Source organism: Roseateles sp. P5_E4 (assembly GCF_054049255.1).
In genome coordinates this window covers 328,935-346,716 of record NZ_JBFUMS010000008.1, presented here as the reverse complement: position 1 = coordinate 346,716, position 17,782 = coordinate 328,935, and the positions used below count along the sequence as shown (strand labels likewise).

20 protein-coding genes are annotated in these 17,782 nt (G+C 66.6%); 17 read left to right on the top strand and 3 right to left on the bottom strand.

All coding sequences use genetic code 11. The annotated features are described in order from the left end of the window. The 4 genes from ACXJLH_RS17735 to ACXJLH_RS17720 form a co-directional block, all read left to right on the top strand. Positions 1-213: hypothetical protein (locus tag ACXJLH_RS17735; protein WP_457445597.1), on the top strand; the 213-nt coding region annotated here is incomplete at its 5' end. Beyond that, positions 210-557: an IS66 family insertion sequence element accessory protein TnpB gene (tnpB, locus tag ACXJLH_RS17730; RefSeq protein WP_457445596.1), complete on the top strand. Its 348-nt coding sequence runs from the start codon at positions 210-212 to the stop codon at positions 555-557. The genes ACXJLH_RS17735 and tnpB, both read left to right, overlap by 4 nt. Positions 558-619: 62 nt before the next feature. Continuing rightward, positions 620-2,191 (top strand): IS66 family transposase, encoded by a 1,572-nt coding sequence (gene tnpC, locus ACXJLH_RS17725; protein ID WP_457445595.1) that lies wholly within the window; start codon positions 620-622, stop codon positions 2,189-2,191. Then, positions 2,188-2,706 (top strand): hypothetical protein, encoded by a 519-nt coding sequence (locus tag ACXJLH_RS17720; RefSeq protein ID WP_454914241.1) that lies wholly within the window; start codon positions 2,188-2,190, stop codon positions 2,704-2,706. Before tnpC ends, ACXJLH_RS17720 begins: the two co-directional genes overlap by 4 nt. 196 nt (positions 2,707-2,902) lie before the next feature. Here the strand turns inward: ACXJLH_RS17720 and ACXJLH_RS17715 are convergent, their stop codons facing one another. Together ACXJLH_RS17715 and ychF are read right to left on the bottom strand one after the other, a co-directional pair. After that, positions 2,903-3,247 carry a hypothetical protein gene (locus ACXJLH_RS17715; protein ID WP_457445594.1) on the bottom strand — a complete coding sequence of 115 codons (345 nt, stop codon included), beginning with the start codon at positions 3,245-3,247 and terminating at the stop codon, positions 2,903-2,905. A gap of 237 nt (positions 3,248-3,484) precedes the next feature. Then, positions 3,485-4,576, bottom strand: a complete 1,092-nt coding sequence (gene ychF, locus ACXJLH_RS17710) for a redox-regulated ATPase YchF (RefSeq protein ID WP_056204434.1) — start codon at positions 4,574-4,576, stop codon at positions 3,485-3,487. Between the two features lie 137 nt (positions 4,577-4,713). On the opposite strand from ychF, the gene ACXJLH_RS17705 reads away from it, so the two are divergent. From ACXJLH_RS17705 to ACXJLH_RS17670, 8 genes are all read left to right on the top strand, one after another. Next, positions 4,714-5,835, top strand: coding sequence for an FAD-dependent monooxygenase (locus ACXJLH_RS17705; protein WP_457445593.1), 1,122 nt, complete (start codon positions 4,714-4,716; stop codon positions 5,833-5,835). 21 nt (positions 5,836-5,856) lie between these two features. Continuing rightward, entirely contained in the window at positions 5,857-6,591 is a 735-nt protein-coding gene (locus tag ACXJLH_RS17700; protein ID WP_056204429.1) for a DsbC family protein, read from the top strand. Between the two features lie 5 nt (positions 6,592-6,596). Next, the gene (locus ACXJLH_RS17695) at positions 6,597-7,034 is read left to right on the top strand and encodes a DUF3429 domain-containing protein (RefSeq protein WP_056204427.1); all 438 of its coding nucleotides are present in this window, start codon (positions 6,597-6,599) and stop codon (positions 7,032-7,034) included. After that, positions 7,034-8,752 carry a M61 family metallopeptidase gene (locus ACXJLH_RS17690; protein ID WP_457445592.1) on the top strand — a complete coding sequence of 573 codons (1,719 nt, stop codon included), beginning with the start codon at positions 7,034-7,036 and terminating at the stop codon, positions 8,750-8,752. The genes ACXJLH_RS17695 and ACXJLH_RS17690 overlap by 1 nt, the downstream gene beginning before the upstream one ends. A 7-nt stretch (positions 8,753-8,759) precedes the next feature. Then, positions 8,760-9,872 carry a DUF3108 domain-containing protein gene (locus ACXJLH_RS17685; protein ID WP_457445591.1) on the top strand — a complete coding sequence of 371 codons (1,113 nt, stop codon included), beginning with the start codon at positions 8,760-8,762 and terminating at the stop codon, positions 9,870-9,872. Then, positions 9,869-10,657 carry an enoyl-CoA hydratase gene (locus tag ACXJLH_RS17680; protein WP_457445590.1) on the top strand — a complete coding sequence of 263 codons (789 nt, stop codon included), beginning with the start codon at positions 9,869-9,871 and terminating at the stop codon, positions 10,655-10,657. Before ACXJLH_RS17685 ends, ACXJLH_RS17680 begins: the two co-directional genes overlap by 4 nt. 185 nt (positions 10,658-10,842) lie before the next feature. Then, a complete protein-coding gene (locus ACXJLH_RS17675; protein ID WP_056204416.1) occupies positions 10,843-11,214 on the top strand; it encodes a DUF4148 domain-containing protein in 372 nt (123 codons plus the stop codon). A gap of 129 nt (positions 11,215-11,343) precedes the next feature. Beyond that, positions 11,344-11,469, top strand: a complete 126-nt coding sequence (locus ACXJLH_RS17670) for a hypothetical protein (protein WP_457445589.1) — start codon at positions 11,344-11,346, stop codon at positions 11,467-11,469. On the opposite strand, the gene lysS is transcribed toward ACXJLH_RS17670, so the two are convergent. Next, complete coding sequence (lysS, locus tag ACXJLH_RS17665) at positions 11,466-12,989, bottom strand: lysine--tRNA ligase (protein WP_457355725.1); 1,524 nt, start codon at positions 12,987-12,989, stop codon at positions 11,466-11,468. The genes ACXJLH_RS17670 and lysS overlap by 4 nt on opposite strands. Positions 12,990-13,034: 45 nt before the next feature. Here lysS and ACXJLH_RS17660 point away from each other — a divergent pair, with 45 nt between their 5' ends. Genes ACXJLH_RS17660 through ACXJLH_RS17640 form a run of 5 tightly spaced genes read left to right on the top strand, consistent with a single transcriptional unit; the run spans position 13,035 to position 17,770 of the window. After that, positions 13,035-14,240: a lipopolysaccharide biosynthesis protein gene (locus tag ACXJLH_RS17660; RefSeq protein ID WP_457445588.1), complete on the top strand. Its 1,206-nt coding sequence runs from the start codon at positions 13,035-13,037 to the stop codon at positions 14,238-14,240. Continuing rightward, positions 14,240-14,803, top strand: coding sequence for an acyltransferase (locus tag ACXJLH_RS17655; RefSeq protein ID WP_457445601.1), 564 nt, complete (start codon positions 14,240-14,242; stop codon positions 14,801-14,803). The genes ACXJLH_RS17660 and ACXJLH_RS17655 overlap by 1 nt, the downstream gene beginning before the upstream one ends. Then, positions 14,797-15,870, top strand: coding sequence for a glycosyltransferase (locus ACXJLH_RS17650; protein ID WP_457445587.1), 1,074 nt, complete (start codon positions 14,797-14,799; stop codon positions 15,868-15,870). The genes ACXJLH_RS17655 and ACXJLH_RS17650 overlap by 7 nt, the downstream gene beginning before the upstream one ends. Further along, positions 15,867-17,093, top strand: a complete 1,227-nt coding sequence (locus tag ACXJLH_RS17645) for a glycosyltransferase family 4 protein (protein WP_457445586.1) — start codon at positions 15,867-15,869, stop codon at positions 17,091-17,093. Before ACXJLH_RS17650 ends, ACXJLH_RS17645 begins: the two co-directional genes overlap by 4 nt. Further along, a complete protein-coding gene (locus ACXJLH_RS17640; protein WP_457445585.1) occupies positions 17,090-17,770 on the top strand; it encodes a class I SAM-dependent methyltransferase in 681 nt (226 codons plus the stop codon). The genes ACXJLH_RS17645 and ACXJLH_RS17640 overlap by 4 nt, the downstream gene beginning before the upstream one ends. Positions 17,771-17,782 lie beyond the last annotated feature (12 nt).

Here is a 17,782-nt window from a genome sequence, read left to right as displayed (position 1 = left end):
ATTCAGGCCCGCTCAAAACAAATCAATTTGCGGAGCCAGGGGCGCCGCAGGCAGTTCCCAACTCGCGACTTCGCTGTAGCGGTAGCCCGCCCCGTCACCCTCGCTGCGGACAAGCAGCACGCGATCGATGGTCCAGTCGATGGGTTCTATCGCGATGGGCGCATCGGCGATTGCGGCGAGATAGTGCTCACCGCGTTGCGCAGCCTCGCATGATCGGCCTGCCATCGGGCACGCGCGTGTGGCTCGTCGCCGGCCACACGGACATGAGGAAGGGCTTCGACGGCCTGGCTGCCGTGGTGCAGACGGCCCTGGCGTCGAACCCGTTCGACGGCCACGTGTTCGTCTTCCGGGGGCGGCGCGGCGACATCATCAAGGTGCTGTGGTTCGATGGCCAAGGACTGATGCTGCTTGCCAAGCGACCGGAGCGCGGGCGCTTCGTCTGGCCTCAAGCCGTCGGCGGTCGCGTTGCTCTGACCGCAGCACAACTGTCCATGCTGCTGGAAGGCATCGACTGGCGCATGCCGACTCGCACGAGCTCACCTCAACTGGCTGCATAGGTGATGCCTTCTCGGGAGTGATCCCGATGCCAACACGGTGACCCTGTCGCACACTGAGGTTCGTGCCGCAGGACATCGAGCCGATCAGCCAACTGCCCGACGACGCGCAGCTGCTCAAGCAGCAACTGCGCATCAGCGCCAGCGAGGTGCAGCGGCTCAAGCTGATGGTCGATAAGCTCAAGCTGCAACTGGCACGCCGAGTGCGCGCGCAATTTGGAGTCTCCAGCGAGCGATTCGATCTGCAGGCCAGCCTCATCGAGCCGGTGGCGTTGGAGCAGCTGCCCGTGCGCAAGCCCACCACGCCGGCCGCCAATGCCGGCAGCGTCGACCGCAGCCTGCCGGAACACCTGCCGCGCGAACAGCGCGAGGTGCGGCCCGCCACCAGCGCTGCGCATCACGACGCTGCTGGCCAGGCCTGCGGCTGCACCTCCTGCGGGGGCCGGCTGCGCAGCATCGGCGCCGACGTCTCGGAGCACCTGGAGTACGTGCCGGCGCGCTTCAAGGTCATCCGCACTGTGCGGCCCAAGTTGGCTTGCACGAAGTGCGAGGCCATCTTCCAAGCCAGCGCGCCGAGCCGGCCGATCGCGCGCGGTCTGGCGGGCCCGGCGCTGCTGGCCCACGTGATGGTGTCCAAGTTCTGCGACCACTCACCCCTGCACCGCCAGAGCCGTGTCTATGCGCGCGAAGGCGTCGAGATCGACCCCAGCACGATGGCCGGCTGGGTGGAGCAGGTTCACACCTTGTTCGATCCCCTGCTTGCAGCACTGGGCCGGCATGTCCTGCACGCGGCCAAGGTGCACGCCGACGACACGCCGGTCAAGGTGCTGGCACCAGGCGAAGGCAAGACCCGCACCGGCAGGCTGTGGGTTTATGTGCGCGACGACCGGCCCTCGGGCGACAGCGCGCCGCCGGCGGTCTGGTTCCGCTACTCGGCGGACCGCAAGGGCGAGCACCCGCAGCGCCACCTGCGCGACTTCCGCGGCATCCTGCAGGCCGATGCCTACGGTGGATGGAACGCGCTCTTCGAAGGTGGCCACGTGGTCGAAGCGGCATGCTGGGCGCACGCGCGACGGCCGTGGTGGGATCTGTACGAGCAGCACCGGGACGACACCGGGCTGGCGGCGCAGGCACTGCGCCACATCCAGGGCCTGTATGCCGTCGAAGCAGACATCCGAGGTCGCCCACCAGAGGTGCGACGCCAGCAGCGGCAGGCGCGAGCCGGCCCCTTGCTGAAGAAGTTCCACCTCTGGCTGCAGGGCGTTCTGACCCAGGTGTCGACGAAGTCGGAGTTGACCAAGGCCGCCCGCTACAGCCTGGCGCGCTGGAAGGCGTTGACGCGCTATGTGGACGACGGCCGCATCGAGATCGACAACTCGGCCGCCGAGCGTGCACTGCGCGGCGTTGCGCTCGGGCGCGGCAACTACCTGTTCATGGGTTCGAACGCGGGTGGCGAACGCGCGGCGTCGATGTACAGCCTGATCGAAACCGCCAAGCTCAACGGGCTCGACCCCGAGGCCTACCTGCGCGAGGTGCTGCAGCGCATCGCCGACCATCCGGTGAACCGGATCGACGAGTTGCTGCCCTGGAACATCGCCAGCCAGCTCGCCGACGCTGACGTGCGCGCGGCGGCATGAGCGGGCCGAGCATCGATCCACGGCTGCTGGACGTCCTTCACCAGGCCAGCAGCCTGGAGTTGTTCCAGCTCAGCACGCTGATCGAGCGACTGCTGGCCGACCCGCGACGCATCATCGCGGTCCGCAAGGACATGCACCTGGGCCAGACGGTGCGCTTCCTCGACTGGCGCGACGGCAGCCTGCGTGAAGGTAAGGTCGTGGCCCTGCGCGACACCCAGGTCACGCTGCAAGACCTGCGCGAGCGTCGCGAGTGGAAGCTGCCCTATGCGGCCATCGAGCCGCCGGCTCCCAACGCCGCGGCGCGACAAGCCGAAGCCGCACCAGCACCCGCAGCACCTCGACCCACGCGCAACGACTTCCGCTGCGGCGAGAAGGTGGCCTTCGAGGACAAGTACCTCAACACCGTGGTGGGCACCATCGTTCGCATCAACGAGCGCACCGCTAGCATCGACCCAGGTGACGGCACCAAGTGGCGCGTGGGCTTCGGCTTGCTGCGGCACGTGCTGGACATTTGAGCTACCAGCCCCGTCAAGAGGGCCGTCAGGCCGCGCTTACCCTATTGAGCCTAGAACAGACTCAATTGCGAATTGCCCGGCAGAGGTCGCAGCGGCCAACGACAGAGCACTTCATAGTGATAAGGCGACCCGCCGCCAACGACAAGCAGGATTTCGTCAAGGATCCAGTCAATGGTCTCACTGATTTTGGGAGGGCTTAGCTGCGTAGGCGCGGTATAGCTGATGGTGACGTGCGCGGTGTGCCCAGCGCGATCATCGATTCCTTCGGTGAGGAGTGCCCTCCGAACTGCAACCAGCAGTTCTGCAAAGCCGCGCGTTCCCCCTGGCAGGCCCAATGCGCTCCGACAGCGACGATGCGGTTCAGCGTCAGTGAGGCTGCCTGCGCCGATACTTTGCCACCGGCTCGCAGCAGCCTTTCGAGCAAATCCGGCGAATCCCCTTCCCAGTAGCGATCCGAAAGGGACTGGTGCCAGTTCGTTGGAACGAAGAGGGCCCGACCAAGCAGTCTGTCCACTTCGTAGCGATCGACGATCACTTTCATGGCGTCCTATATCGCCTGCGGCGGCATGGCCATGAAAAGGTAGCGAGGCGTAGTCATTGCGAAGCCGAACGGCGAAAGACTGGCTTCCAAGATGGTAGGGCGATCCGTCCAATCAGGTCATTGATGCCTTCCGGCCACGGCGAGAGGGGCGCGCGGTAGGCCCCTAAGCTGAGGCTCCTGCAGAGGGCAATAAAAAACCCGCCGAAGCGGGTTGTCGAAGCCAGTGAGACGTCGCAATCAGACGTTGAACAAGAAATGCAGCACGTCGCCATCCTTGACGACGTATTCCTTGCCCTCAGCGCGCATCTTTCCCGCGTCCTTGGCGCCCTGCTCACCGCGGTGTTTGATGAAGTCGTCATAGGCAATCGTCTGCGCCCGGATGTAACCGCGTTCGAAGTCGGTGTGAATGACCGCGGCGGCTTGCGGGCCGGTGTCTCCGATGTGGATGGTCCACGCGCGCACTTCCTTCACACCGGCGGTGAAGTAGGTCTGCAGGCCCAGCAGCTTGAAGGCGGCACGAATCAGGCGGTTGAGACCGGGTTCATCCTGGCCCATCTCGGCCAAGAACAGGGCGCGATCCTCGTCTTCCATTTCGGACAGCTCCGACTCGGTCTTGGCGCAGATCGCCACCACCGGGCCGTTCTGGGCCGCTGCATATTCCTTCAGGCGGTCAAGGAACGGGTTGTTCTCGAAACCGTCTTCCGAGACGTTGCCAACAAACATGGCCGGCTTGGCCGTGATCAGGCATAAGGGCTTCAGAATGACCAGTTCTTCCTTGCTGAAGTTGATGGTGCGGACGGGCTGAGCCTGGTCCAGTGCGGCTTGGCACTTCTCCAGCACCTTGACCAACGCGATGGCTTCCTTGTCACCGGCGCGAGCGACTTTGTTATAGCGGTGCAGGCTCTTCTCGACGGTGCCGAGGTCAGCGAGGCAGAGCTCAGTCTGGATCACTTCGATGTCCGAGATCGGGTCGACCTTGCCATTCACGTGGATGACGTTGGGGTCTTCGAAGCAGCGCACGACATTGACGATGGCGTCAGTCTCGCGGATGTGGGACAGGAACTGGTTGCCCAGGCCCTCGCCTTTGCTCGCGCCAGCGACGAGGCCGGCGATGTCGACGAACTCGACGACGGCGGGCATGACGCGCTCGGGCTTGACGATTTCGGCCAGGGCCGCGAGGCGGGGGTCGGGCAGTTCGACGATGCCGACATTGGGCTCGATCGTGCAGAAAGGATAATTCTCAGCCGCGATGCCGGCTTTGGTCAGGGCGTTGAAGAGCGTGGACTTGCCGACATTGGGCAGGCCCACGATGCCGCATTTGAGGCTCATGGCGGGGGCTTTCCGTAGGGGAGGGCGGGCGACGGCAGGCCGACGCCGAATCGGGGATTTTAGTCGGCCGGCGCTGTCGACTCCTTCGGGCCGGCCCAGCTGGCGATGCGGGCATCACCGCTGCCTACAATTGCCCGATGCAAAGCGTGGATGTGTTGGTCAGAGGACGGGGGGCGGTCGGTGGCAGCCTCGCGCTCAGCCTGGCTGCTCAGGGGCTGACCGTGGGCATGACCGGCGCGCCGGGAACGCCTCGCGCCGACGACGTGCGGACCTATGCGCTCAACGCCGCCTCGGTCGCCCTGCTGACGGAGCTGAAGGTCTGGGACAGCTTGCCCCCTGACGCGATCAGTCCCGTCTACGACATGGTCGTCGGCGGTGATGCCGTCGCCAACCAGCCTGCCGGCCGACTGAGCTTCTCGGCATGGCAGCAAGGCCTGCGTGAGCTGGCCGTCATCGTCGACGCTGCTGCGCTGGATGCGCAGCTCGCGACGGCCCTGCGCTTCTCTCCTCATGTTCACAACGTCGCGGATAACACCTCGGCTGCGCTGACCGCCCTTTGCGAAGGTCGCGAATCGACCGCGCGCGCCGCGCTGGGCGTCGACTTCAAGCTCAAGCCCTATGGCCATCGCGCGCTGGCCGCAAGACTGAAAGCCGATCGGCCCCATCAGGGTGTCGCTCGCCAGTGGTTTCAGCCGGGTGGCGAGGTGCTGGCCCTGCTGCCTTTCGAGAAGCCGGCGCTTGGTGCGTCTTATGGCCTGGTCTGGTCCTGCGCTGAGGCGCGGGCCGAACAACTGCAAGCCTTGCCGGCCGCCGAATTCGAACGCGAACTCAATGCTGCCACCGGTGGTGCTGTGGGCGAGTTGGGCCTCGGTAGCGAGCGATCGAGTTGGCCGCTGGCTCTGGCCCGCGCGGATGTCGTCAGCGGCCCGGGTTGGGTGCTGCTGGGTGATGCAGCTCACATCGTTCACCCGCTGGCAGGCCAGGGATTGAACCTCGGTCTGGGCGACGTCGCCGCGCTTGCCCACGTGCTGGCTGCGCGCGAGTCCTGGCGCCCCCTCGGCGACGAACGCCTGCTGCGCCGCTATGCCCGCGAGCGCCTCGCGCCGACGCTGGCGATGGGCGAGCTGACCGACGTGCTGCAGCGTCTCTTCGCCAACTCTTCCCCCGCCGTCCAGAGCCTGCGCAACCGCGGCTTGGATGCGCTCAACCAACTCACCCCCGTCAAGCGCTGGCTGACCCAGCGCGCCCTCGGGCTCTGAACCCCAACCGGCTCTCCCATCGTGTCCTCTACGTTCCTTCGACTCCTGGCCGGCCTGCTTGTTGCCATCAGCCTTCCCGCGCTGGCCAACGACGCCGTCATCCGCAAGGCCCTTGCCGAGCGCATGCCCAACGCGCCCAAGGTCGACGAGATCCGCCCGGCCCCCATGCCCGGGCTGTGGGAGGTCCGCATCGGCAATGAGGTGCGCTATACCGACGCGACCGGCAGCTTCCTCATCGAAGGTGAGCTCTACGACCTGAAGGCCAAGAAGAACCTGACCGAGGAGCGCATCACCCAGCTCAACCGGATCGATTTCGCGAGCCTGCCATTTAAGGATGCGCTGGTGTGGAAGAACGGCAGCGGCAAGCGCCGGATCGCCGTCTTCGCCGACCCCAACTGCGGCTACTGCAAGCGCTTCGAGAAGGGCCTGCAGGAGCTCAAGGACGTGACGGTCTATACCTTCCTCATCCCCATCCTTGGCGGCGACTCTCCCGAGAAGACGCGTGCGATCTGGTGCGCCAAGGACAACGCCAATGCCTGGCTCGGCTGGATGCTCAAGGGCGAGCAGCCGGCCAAGGCACCGGCTTCCTGCGACGACGCCGCCATCGAGCGCAACCTCGCGCTGTCGCGCAAGATCCATGTGAACGGTACGCCCGCCATCCTGCTGGAGGACGGCAATCGCATCCCCGGTGCCGTCGGTCCGGTGGAGTTGGAGAAGCGCCTGCAAGCCCTGGCCGCGCCGGCCAGCAAATCCTGAATCCGATGAGCGTGGATCGCCGCGAGCTCGCGCATCGGTTGGGCTACGCCGGCCTCGTTCCCTTCATGCTCGGATGCGCCCTGATCTGGCTGATCGGCGACCGTGACCTCGATCAGCACACGTTTGTGAGCGTCGGGATGTCAGCGTATGCCGGGTTGGTCATTGCCTTTCTCGGCGGCATCCACTGGGGCCTGTCCTTTGCACGTGGCCTGCCTGGGCGTCAGCCCCTGGTCTGGGGCATCAGCGCCGTGCTGCTGGGCTGGCTGGGTGTGGTAATGCCGGCCTATGCGGGCCTGGCTCTGCATGGCGGTGTGCTGATCGCCTGTTATCTCGTCGACCGCCGCGTGTACCCGCAGCTCGGCGCGGCGGACTGGCTGACCTTGCGCTTTCGGCTCACGGCCGTCGCAGCGCTGAGCTGCTTTCTCGCCGCCGCGGGTAGCTGATGCGGGGACCAAGCTACAAGATTGAGCTGGCCGACATTGCGGCCCATCGCTATCGCGTCACGCTGACCCTTACCAGCCCAGCGGCTGAGCAGTTCTTCAGCCTGCCGGTGTGGATCCCTGGCAGCTACCTCGTGCGCGAGTTCGCCAAGCATCTGAGCGGGATGACGGCCCGTCAGGGCGGCAACGAACTGGTCGTCGAGCAACTCGACAAGGCCAGTTGGCGCGTGCGCTGCAGCGGCCAGCCGCGAGCCAAGGCATTGACCCTGAGCTATGACGTCTACGCCTTCGACGCCTCGGTGCGAACCGCCTGGCTGGACAGCCGGCGCGCTTTTTTCAACGCCAGCAGCCTATGCTTGCGCGCCCATGGCCGCGAGAGCGAGCCGCATCGCGTGACATTGGGGCAACTGCCCGAGGGCTGGCGTGTCGCAACCGGGATGAGCGCTGCCGAGGGAAGCTGGGAGGCCGCCGACTACGACGAACTGCTAGACCACCCTTTCGAGATCGGCCCGCACTGGCAGGGCGAGTTCATCGCCGCCGGCGTGCCGCATCGCATCGTCGTGGCCGGCGCCTGGCCGAGCTTTGACGGCGAGCGCCTGCTGGCCGATGTGCGGCGCATCTGCGAGGCCCACATCGCGTTCTGGGGTGGTGCACCTTTCGAGCATTACAGCTTCCTGCTCTCGGCCGTGGATGACGGCCATGGCGGCCTGGAGCACCGTGCCAGCACGGCGCTGATCTGTGCACGGCGTGAACTGCCGACAGCCGCTGAAAGCGCTGCACCCAGCGACAACTATGTGCGTCTGCTCGGCCTGTTCAGCCACGAGTACTTCCATGCTTGGAACGTCAAGCGGCTGCGCCCTGCGGAGTTCGCGACCTTCGACTACCAGCGCGAGAACTACACCGAGCTGCTGTGGTTCTTCGAGGGGTTCACCAGCTACTACGACGAACTGATGCTGTGCCGCGCCGGCCTGGTCGATGCGCCGCGGTATCTGAAACTGCTCGCTGCCAGCGTCAACAGCGTGCTGGCCTCGCCGGGCCGGCGCGTGCAGCCGCTGGCCCAAGCCAGCTTCGAGGCCTGGACCAAGTACTACCGGCCCGACGAGAACAGCGTCAACGCCGCGAGCAACTACTACGGCCAGGGCGCCCTTGTCGCGCTCTGCCTGGACCTGAGCCTGCGGGATCAAAAATCCAGCCTGGATGCGCTGATGACGCGACTGTGGACGGCCAGCGCCGGCGGCCCGGTCAGTGAGGTGGACATCCTGGCTGCCGTCACGGCTCTGGGGGGCAAAGAGCTGGCCGCGCAAGTGCACAACTGGGTACACGGCACCGGCGAGCTGCAACTGCGTGAGCTGCTCGATGCTCATGGCGTGGCTTGGCGTGATGATGGCCGCCAAAGCATTGCCCAGCGCCTGGGTCTGCGCGTGCGCGAGAGCGCATTGACGGGTGTTGCCATCACCCATGTGCTGGCTGGCGGGGTGGCGGAGACTGGCGGCCTCTATGCGCGCGACGAGATCCTCGGCTGCAATGGCTGGCGGCTGCGCCGGCTGGATGACATACCGGCTTTGCTGGCGCCGGGCGATACGCGGCTGAGACTGCTTGTCGGCCGTGACCAACGGCTGCTTGAACTGGCTGTCGAACTGCCGCCTGCACGGCCGGCCGCCGTCGCGCTGAATCTGGCCGACGGCGCGCATGCCGCACGCCGGCATTGGCTCGGCGCCTGAGTCAGACATGAAGGCGGCACGGCCACCGGTCCTGCTGGTGCTGGCGGTGCTGGCGCTGCACGTGCTGGGCGGACGCGAGGTGCTGCGCATCCACGAAGGCTGGATGAGCGAGGGCTCTCCCCCCACGCCACCTCGCATGAAGGTCGAATTCGTGCAGGAGATGAAACCACAGGCTCCGGTGACCGTGCGTTCCATTCCACCCGCATCGCCCCCGCAGCGGTCTGCCAGGCCGGACCTTGCCCGCGCCCGGGCTCAGCCGGCATCTCAAGCTGCGTCGGCCGCCGAGCCGCTCCCCCCGCCAGCCTTGGTACCCGAGCCCTTGGTCGAGCCCGTCACGGCAGCGGCTTCGGCGCCGGTCGAGACGATGGCGCCGTTTGCGAGTGCGGCCTCGGCCCCCTTCGACAGCGAGCCAGGCCCTGAGTGGCCGCTCTCCACGCGGCTGAGCTATGTATTGACCGGCAACTACCGCGGCCCTGTCAGTGGCCAGGCGCAGGTCGAATGGCTGCGCAAGGGCAGGGACTACCAGATTCATCTCGACGTCGGTATCGGTCCCAGCTTCGCGCCGTTGATCACGCGGCGCATGAGCAGCCAAGGCCAGCTGACGCCCGACGGCATCGCACCGCAGCGCTATGACGAGGAAACCAAGCGCATCTTCGGCGAGCCCCGACGCCTCAACCTTGTCTTTCTCGGCGGGGAAGTGCAGACCGCGACCGGCGTGAGCGGGGCGGCACCGCGCGGTGCCCAGGACGCGGTCAGCCAGTTCGTGCACCTGACCTGGCTCTTTCTGACCGCTCGTGAGCCGCTGCAAGCGGGGCATGTCGTGCAGTTCCGCCTCTTGCTACCCAGCCGGCCTTATGACTGGGCCTATGAAGTGCTGGGGGAAGAGATGCTCGACACGCCGATGGGTCCGCTGGCAGCCTGGCATCTCAAACCGCGCCAGGCCGCCAGCGGCGGCGACTTGGTCGCCGAGGTCTGGCTCGCGCCCTCCCTGCAATACCTGCCCGTGCGCCTGGTCATCCGACAGGACGCCGACACCTATATCGATCTCATGCTCAAGAGCGCGCCGCTGCAAGCCGCGCCAGAATCAATCAACGACACGCCCAGGAAACTCAGCAAATGACCTACGAGTGCATCATCACCGCTGTCCATGGCGACGGCCCGCGCAAGACCGGGCTGATCACGCTGAACCGCCCCAAGGCGCTGAACGCGCTGAACGACCAGCTGATGGACGAAATGGGCGCCGCCCTGCTCGCCTTTGACGCCGATGACGGCATCGGCTGCGTCGTGCTGACCGGATCGGAGCGCGCCTTCGCGGCCGGCGCCGACATTCCGACCATGCTGCCCCACACCTTCGCCACGGCTTTCAAGAGCGGTTTGATCTCCAAGAACTGGGAGACCATCCTGCAGGTGCGCAAACCCGTCATCGCTGCGGTAGGCGGCTTTGCGCTCGGCGGCGGCTGTGAGCTGGCGATGATGTGCGACTTCATCATCGCGGCCGACACAGCCAAGTTCGGCCAACCCGAGATCAAGCTTGGCATCGTCCCCGGCGCGGGCGGCACCCAGCGCCTGCCGCGCGCGGTGGGCAAGAGCAAGGCCATGGACATGCTGTTGACCGCCCGCATGATGGGCGCCGCAGAAGCCGAGAGCGCAGGCCTGGTGTCGCGCGTCGTGCCGGCTGACAAGCTGCTCGAAGAAGCCCTGGCCGCCGCTGAAACCATCAATGGCTTCAGCGGCCCCTCGGTCATGCTGATCAAGGAACTCGTCAACCTCGCCTATCAGGCGCCGCTCACCGACGGCGTGGCCGTGGAGCGCCGCTACTTTCATGCGCTGTTCGGCAGCCATGATCAGCACGAGGGCATGGAAGCCTTCCTGGCCAAGCGAGCGCCGAACTTCGAGCACCGTTGATGGCTTGTGGCGAAACGATGACGAACTAGGGATGACTGTTTGCGTTGAATGAATAGTCAGTTCCCGCCAGCCTAGTATTTCTACTGAGATCGACTCCCTACAGTTCGGCCCATGGACACCGCGGTCGCGATGTCCGAGTGACCTAGAAAGCAGGAAGTTCCTGCCAGACACTGAAGGAGCCCGTCATGAGCAAGCTGTCCACCCTCATCGCCGCCACCCTGCTGATCGCCGCAGGCGCCGCCTCCGCCCAAACCACCCCGTTGACCCGCGAGCAAGTCGTTGCCGATCTGGTTGCGGCCCGCAACAGCGGTGAACTGGCCGCCATCCAGGGCGAAAAGGGCATCGAAGTGACGACCCCGGGCGCGGCCAAGGCTGCCGCGGTTGCCACTGTCAAGCTTCCCCGCCAGGCCGTGCTGACCGTCAAGCCGAGCGAAGTGCGCGCCGACGAGAAGATCGCCGCCGCCCAGGCAGCCGACCATGGTGAAAACGCCGCCCGCGAACTGGGTGATTTCCCGGCTCCTGTCGTGCGCCGTGCCTCCGCTCTGGCCAGCCGTTGAGCGAGCGCTGAAACAAAGCGGTTTCAAACCGACGAAAGGCGACCCGAGAGGGCAATGCCAGTCAGTTAGGGCATCAAGGCACTGACTGGAGATAAAAAGGGAACGTGTTGAAAACGTTCCCTTTTTGCTTTGCGCCTGCTTCAAAGTCCGCTTGACCAGACCCTGCAACAAGCGCCGCAGGACGCCTTCGCGCAGCTGTCGCAGCGCATCGACAGCGAATGCATCGCGGGCAAGGCGCTCGCCTCGGCCGCTTAGTTTCCGCCTTCCCGGCGCAGCGCCGGGAACAGGATCACGTCGCGGATCGACGGCGAGTCCGTGATCAGCATCATCAGTCGGTCGATGCCGATGCCGCAGCCGCCGGTCGGAGGCATGCCGTATTCCAGCGCACGGATGAAGTCGGCGTCGAAGAACATCGCTTCTTCGTCGCCGGCATCCTTGTTGGCCACCTGGGCGTGGAAGCGCGCGGCCTGGTCCTCGGCGTCGTTCAGCTCGGAGAAGCCGTTGGCGTACTCGCGGCCGGTGATGAAGAGCTCGAAGCGCTCGGTGATCTTGGGATTGGCATCCGACGCACGGGCCAGCGGCGAGACCTCGACGGGGTAGTCGATGATGAAGGTGGGCTCCCAGAGCTTCTCTTCGACGACGGCCTCGAACAGGCCGAACTGCAGCTCGGCCAGGCCCCAACGGGCGGGCGCTTCTTCGCCAGCGGCCTTGACCTTGGCGCGCAGCACGTCGGCATCATCGGCCTCGGCTTCGGTCAGGCCAGCGAACTGGATCAGCGAATCACGCACCGACACGCGCGCAAACGGCTTGTCCAGCGCCACCGGCTTGCCGGCATAGGTCAGCGCGGCGCTGCCGGTTGCGGCAATCGCCGCGTGGCGCAGCACGGCTTCCGTGAAGTCCATCTGGTCATGATGCGTCCAGTAGGCCGCATAGAACTCCATCATCGTGAACTCGGGGTTGTGCCGGACCGAGATGCCTTCATTGCGGAAGTTGCGGTTGATCTCGAACACGCGCTCGAAGCCGCCCACGACCAGGCGCTTCAGATAGAGCTCAGGCGCGATGCGCAGGAACATCTCCTGGTCCAGCGCGTTGTGGTGGGTCTTGAAGGGCTTGGCGTTGGCGCCGCCCGGGATCGGATGCAGCATGGGCGTCTCGACCTCCAGGAAGCCGTGGTCCACCATGAAGCTGCGGATGGCCGACACCGCCTTGGAGCGCGCCGTGAAGCGCTTGCGGGCGTCTTCGTCCGTGATCAGGTCGACATAGCGCTGGCGGTACTTTTGTTCCTGGTCAGTCATGCCGTGGAACTTGTCCGGCAGCGGGCGCAGGCTCTTGGTCAGCAAGCGCAGCGTCGTCACTGCGACGGACAGCTCGCCGGTCTTGGTCCTCATCAACGTGCCTTCGCCACCGATGATGTCGCCCAGGTCCCAGTGCTTGAAGGCGTCGTAGACCTCGGGGCCAACGTTGTCGATGGTCACGCGCAGCTGGATGCGGCCAGTGGCGTCCTGCAGCGTGCAAAAGCTCGCCTTGCCCATCATGCGCTTGAGCATCATTCGGCCGGCCACGCTGACCTTGACGGCTTGCGGTTCCAGCTCCTCGTTGGGCACCTCGCCGTACTGGGCCTGCAGGGGCTGGGCGCGGTGCTGGGGCTTGAAGTCGTTGGGGAAAGGCACCGCTGTGGTGGCCCGCAGTGCGGCCAGTTTGCTGCGGCGCTCGGCGATCAATTGGTTGTCGTCGGCCTGAGCGGTCGAAACAGGAGTCGGAGTCGTTGTGGTCATTGCGGGCCTTCAGTCGAACCAGCGATTCTAGAATCTCGCGCCTTGATGACCTCCCACAGCCTGACGCGCGCCACTCTCACCTTGCTTGCCGGCAGCGCGCTGGCCCAGGCCGTGCCGCTCTTGCTGGGCCCCTGGATCGCCCGGCTGTACACGCCGGCCGAGTACGGCCAGTTCTCTCTGGTGTGGACGGTAGCCAGCAATCTGGCCGTTGTCGGTTGTGCGCGCTACGAGTTCGCGCTGGCGCTCGAGACGGGCGAAGAGGGCGCCGCGGCGCTGTTGGCGTTGTGCCTGCGCGTGCTGCTGGCGATGACGGCCATGGCCATCGTCGTCGGCGGGGCCTGGATGATCTGGGCGGATCTTCCCGTTGCCGCCGCGTTGCCGCCGGCCGTGCTGGCGGCCGCGGCCAGCCAGGCGCTGGCGCAATGGGAGGCTCGAGCCGGTCGGTTTGGCGTGCTGGCCTGGGGCCGCGTCGTGCAGTGGGGCGGCGGCGCCATTGCACAGGTTGGCTTCGGCCTGTTGCAGGCGGGGCCCTGGGGGCTGATCGGCGGCGCCACATTGGCCACGGCTGCTGCCGCAGCCCTGCAGGCGCAGCCGGCCCCCCTGCGCGGTTGGCGTGGCCTGCTGGCACCGCAGCCGCTGCGCGCCATGGCCGAGAAGCATCGCGATTTCCCGCTGCTGAACACGCCGCACGCCTTTGCCGGCGCGCTGCAGGACACCCTGGCCATCGCGCTGCTGACCGCCTGGCTGGGTTCGCCCGAGGCTGGCGCCTGGGCGCTGGCACTGCGCTATCTGAAGGCGCCGGCCAGCCTCGTCGGCGGCTCGCTGTCGCAGGCCCTCTACCCCCGCCTCACGCAGACCGAAAGCCGCAGCGAAGCCCGCGCCCTGGTGCGCAAGAAGCTGCTGCTGCTGACGGCCATCGCGCTGCCGCTGATGCTCGCGCTGCTGGCCTTCGGGCCATGGCTGTTCGCCACCGTCTTCGGCCCCGAATGGCGCGGCGCCGGCGAACTGGCCCGCTCGCTGGCACCCTATGTCGCGCTGCACTTCATCGCGTCGCCGCTGTCCGTCGTCACCATGGCCTGGGGTGCACAGGCCTGGGCGCTGAAGCTGGCGCTGGTCGGGCAGGCGATGTTCATCGGCGGGCTGGCGGCCGGCATCTACCTGGGTGGCCTGGCCGGTGCCGGCTGGGGCGTGTCCGCGGCGATGCTGCTCTACTTCGGCTACTTCTTCTGGGCACTCTGGACCTGGGAATGATGCGCGTATTCATCAACCGCCTGCGCCGCCGCTTGCTGAGGCTGCTCGGCTTTCGCATGCTCTTCGGCGAGGCCGGCGCGCCGCATTCGCGCATCGCACCCAGCACCTGCATCGAAGGCGAGGGCGGCCTGCAGCTGGCGGACCACGTCTTCATCGGCCAGTTCAATTTCATCGACGCCGGCGCGGGGCTGGTCATCGAGGAAGGCGTGCAGATCACCAATTTCTGTTCCATCGTGACCCACAGCACCCACAATGCCCTGCGCGTGAACGGTCGTCGCAGCGCGGTGCTGGGCGGCGAGCTGCCGGGCTACCGCAAGGGGACGATCCGCCTGGGCGCCTACAGTTTTGTTGGCCCGCACAGCCTCATCGAACCCGGTAGCACGCTCGGCAAGGGTGCCATCCTGTGCGCTTATTCGCAGCTGCGCGGCGCCGCACCCGACTTCGCCATCATGGCCGGCCAGCCAGCTCGCCAGGTGGGCGACACGCGCGAGCGCGATGCGGCCTTGCTGGCACGCCATCCCGAGCTCCGGGAGGCCTACGCAGCCTGGGCCGGGCCATGCTGAGCGGCGGTCTCAAGCTCGTCCTCATCGGCGACGGCGAAAGCCCGCACCTGCTGAAGTGGGCCCGTGCGCTCAACCCACGCGTGCAATTGCATGCCATCTCGTCGCGCGGCTTCCTGCCCGAGTTCCATCATCTGCTTCCCGACGCACGCCGGCTGGCGCTGAACACGGCTCCCGACCATGGCGGCGGCAATGTCGCCCTGATCAAGATGCTGCCCAAGGTCGGCGCCTGGCTGGCCGACACCGATCCGGACTGGATTCACGCCCACTACCTGACCTCCCATGGCACGCTGGCCTGGGCGGCCCGCACGGGTTGGCGGCTGCGCGCCCAGATCGCCGGCTCGGCCTGGGGCAGCGACATCCTCGTGACGCCGCAGCGCGGTGGCGCCTGGCGCTGGATGACGAAGAAGGTGCTGCGCAATTGCACCCTGACCACGTCGGACTCGGTCTACATGGCCGAGCGCATGCGCGAGCTGGGTGCGGGGGAGGTCATGACCTTCCCATTCGGCCTTGAAGCCATGCCCAAGCAGAACGCGAAGAAGCAGCCTTGGCTGTGCTTCGCGAACCGCGGCCTGGAGCCGATCTACCGGCCGCAACTCGTCATTGACGCGTTCCTGCGCATCGCGCGTCAGAACCCTGAAGCGCGCTTGGTCATTGCGAACGATGGCTCGTTACGTCAGTCGCTTGAAGATGAAACGGCTGCTCATGGCTTGCATGAGCAGATCACCTTCGTTGGCCGGTTGGACGCCGCCGCCCAGGCCTCCTACTACGCCCGTTCGACCTGGTTCCTGAGCCTGCCCGAGAGCGATTCCGTGTCGGTTTCGGTGCTGGAAGCGATGGCGCATGGCTGTGTGCCGCTGCTGTCCGAACTGCCTGCCAATCGTGAGTTGATTGGCGACTCGGCGCGTGGCCTCATCGTCGGCTCGCTGGACGACCTGCCGGCGCGCATGGCAACGCTGGACACGACCAAGCTCGCCATCGCCAATCGCAACTGGGTCGCCGCCAACGGCCTCTTCGAGCCCCACGTGCAGCGCTTCCTGACCCGGCTCAAGGAGCTCACGCCGGCATGAGGATCCTTCTGGTCAACCATTACGCCGGTTCGCCTGCCCACGGCATGGAGTTCCGGCCCTACTACCTGGCCCGTGAATGGGTGAGGGCGGGTCACGAGGTCACCATCGTCGCGGCCAGCTACTCCCATGTGCGCGCCGTACAGCCCGAGGTGCCCGGCCAACCGGTCGAGGAGATCATCGACGGCATCCGCTACCGCTGGCTGCCGGTGCCCAGCTACCAGGGCAACGGCGTGGGCCGCTTGCGCAACATCCTGTCCTTCCTGCGCCAGCTGCGCGCCGACGCCTGGCGGCTGACGCGCGAGTTCCGGCCTGATGCCGTGATCGCGTCGAGCACTTATCCCATGGATGTCTGGGTCGCCAGGAAGCTGGCACGACTGGCCAAGGCCAAGCTGGTCTACGAGGTGCACGATCTCTGGCCGCTGTCGCTGATCGAGCTGTCCGGCATGTCGCCGCGTCACCCTTTCGCGCTGATGTGCGGCAAGGCGGAAGTGGATGCGTATCGAGATGCCAATGTCGTCGTCTCCATGCTGCCCTGCGTGCACGAGCACATGGCCTCAAAGGGCCTGGATCTGAACAAGCTGCGCATCGTGCCCAATGGCTTTGCGCCAGAGGAATGGCAGGGTGAATCGGCGCCACTCGGTGCGACGCTGGCGGCGCATCTCGACGCGGAGCGCGCGGCCGGTCGCGTCATCGTCGGCTATGCCGGCTCCATGGGCCTGCCCAATGCGCTCGACCTGCTTCTGGATGCAGCCGCCAAGCTGCGCGATCGGTCGATCAGCTTCGTGCTGGTGGGCAGCGGTCACGAGGCGACACGCCTGGCCGGGCGCGCCGACGCCGAGGGGCTGAAGCAAGTGCGCTTTTTCGCCCCCATTCCCAAAGCCCAGATCCCGACGCTGCTGAGCCACTTCGACATCGCCTACATCGGCTGGCAGCGCACGCCCATCTACCGCTTCGGCATCGCGCCCAACAAACTCATCGACTACCTGATGGCCGGTCGTGCCGTGCTGCATTCGGTCGAGGCGGGCAACGACCCGGTCGCCGAGGCCGGCGCCGGATTGACGGTCGCGCCTGAAGACGCCGACGCCGTGGCCCAGGGCCTGCTGAAGCTGGCGGCGCTGACGCCCGAGCAGCGCGCCGAGATGGGTGAGCGGGGTCGTGCCTTCGCGATGGCCCATCACGCCTATCCGGTTCTCGCCGCCCGCTTCATCGAGGCCCTGTCGTGAGCGAGCTCGACCAGATCGCGCAGCGCTACGCCCGCCGCAGGGCCCGCGCAGATGGCGCCGACCGCTACTGCCTGTTGCGGCCCGAGGTCTGGCGGACGTGGCAGGAGCGCCAGCGCGTGCTGCTGACCTTGCTTGCCCGACATCCCGGGCGCCCGGCCGACTGGCAAGCGACCGAAGTGGGCTGCGGTGCCGGTGGCAATCTGCTGGACCTGCTGCGCCTGGGGCTGCTGCCCGCGCACCTGACCGGCATCGAACTGCTGCCCGAGCGCCTGGCCGCCGCGCGCGCTGCCCTACCCGAAAGCGTGCGCCTGCTCCCAGGCGATGCTTCGGAAGCCGACGTCGCACCGGCCAGCCAGGACCTGGTGCTGCAATCCACGGTCTTCTCGTCCATCCTCGACGACGCCTTGCAGCAGCACGTGGCCGACGCGATGTGGCGCTGGCTCAAACCGGGTGGCGCCGTCGTCTGGTACGACTTCACCGTCAACAATCCGCGCAACCCCGACGTCCGCGGCGTGCCGCTGGCGCGCGTGCGACAGCTCTTCCCGCAAGGCGCTTTCACGGCCCGGCGCGTGACGCTGGCGCCACCGCTGGCCCGGGCGCTGCCTGCGGCCTATGGCCTGCTCAACCTCGTCCCCTGGCTGCGTACCCACCGGCTGGTGCTGATCGCCAAAACCTGATCGTCGAAAATC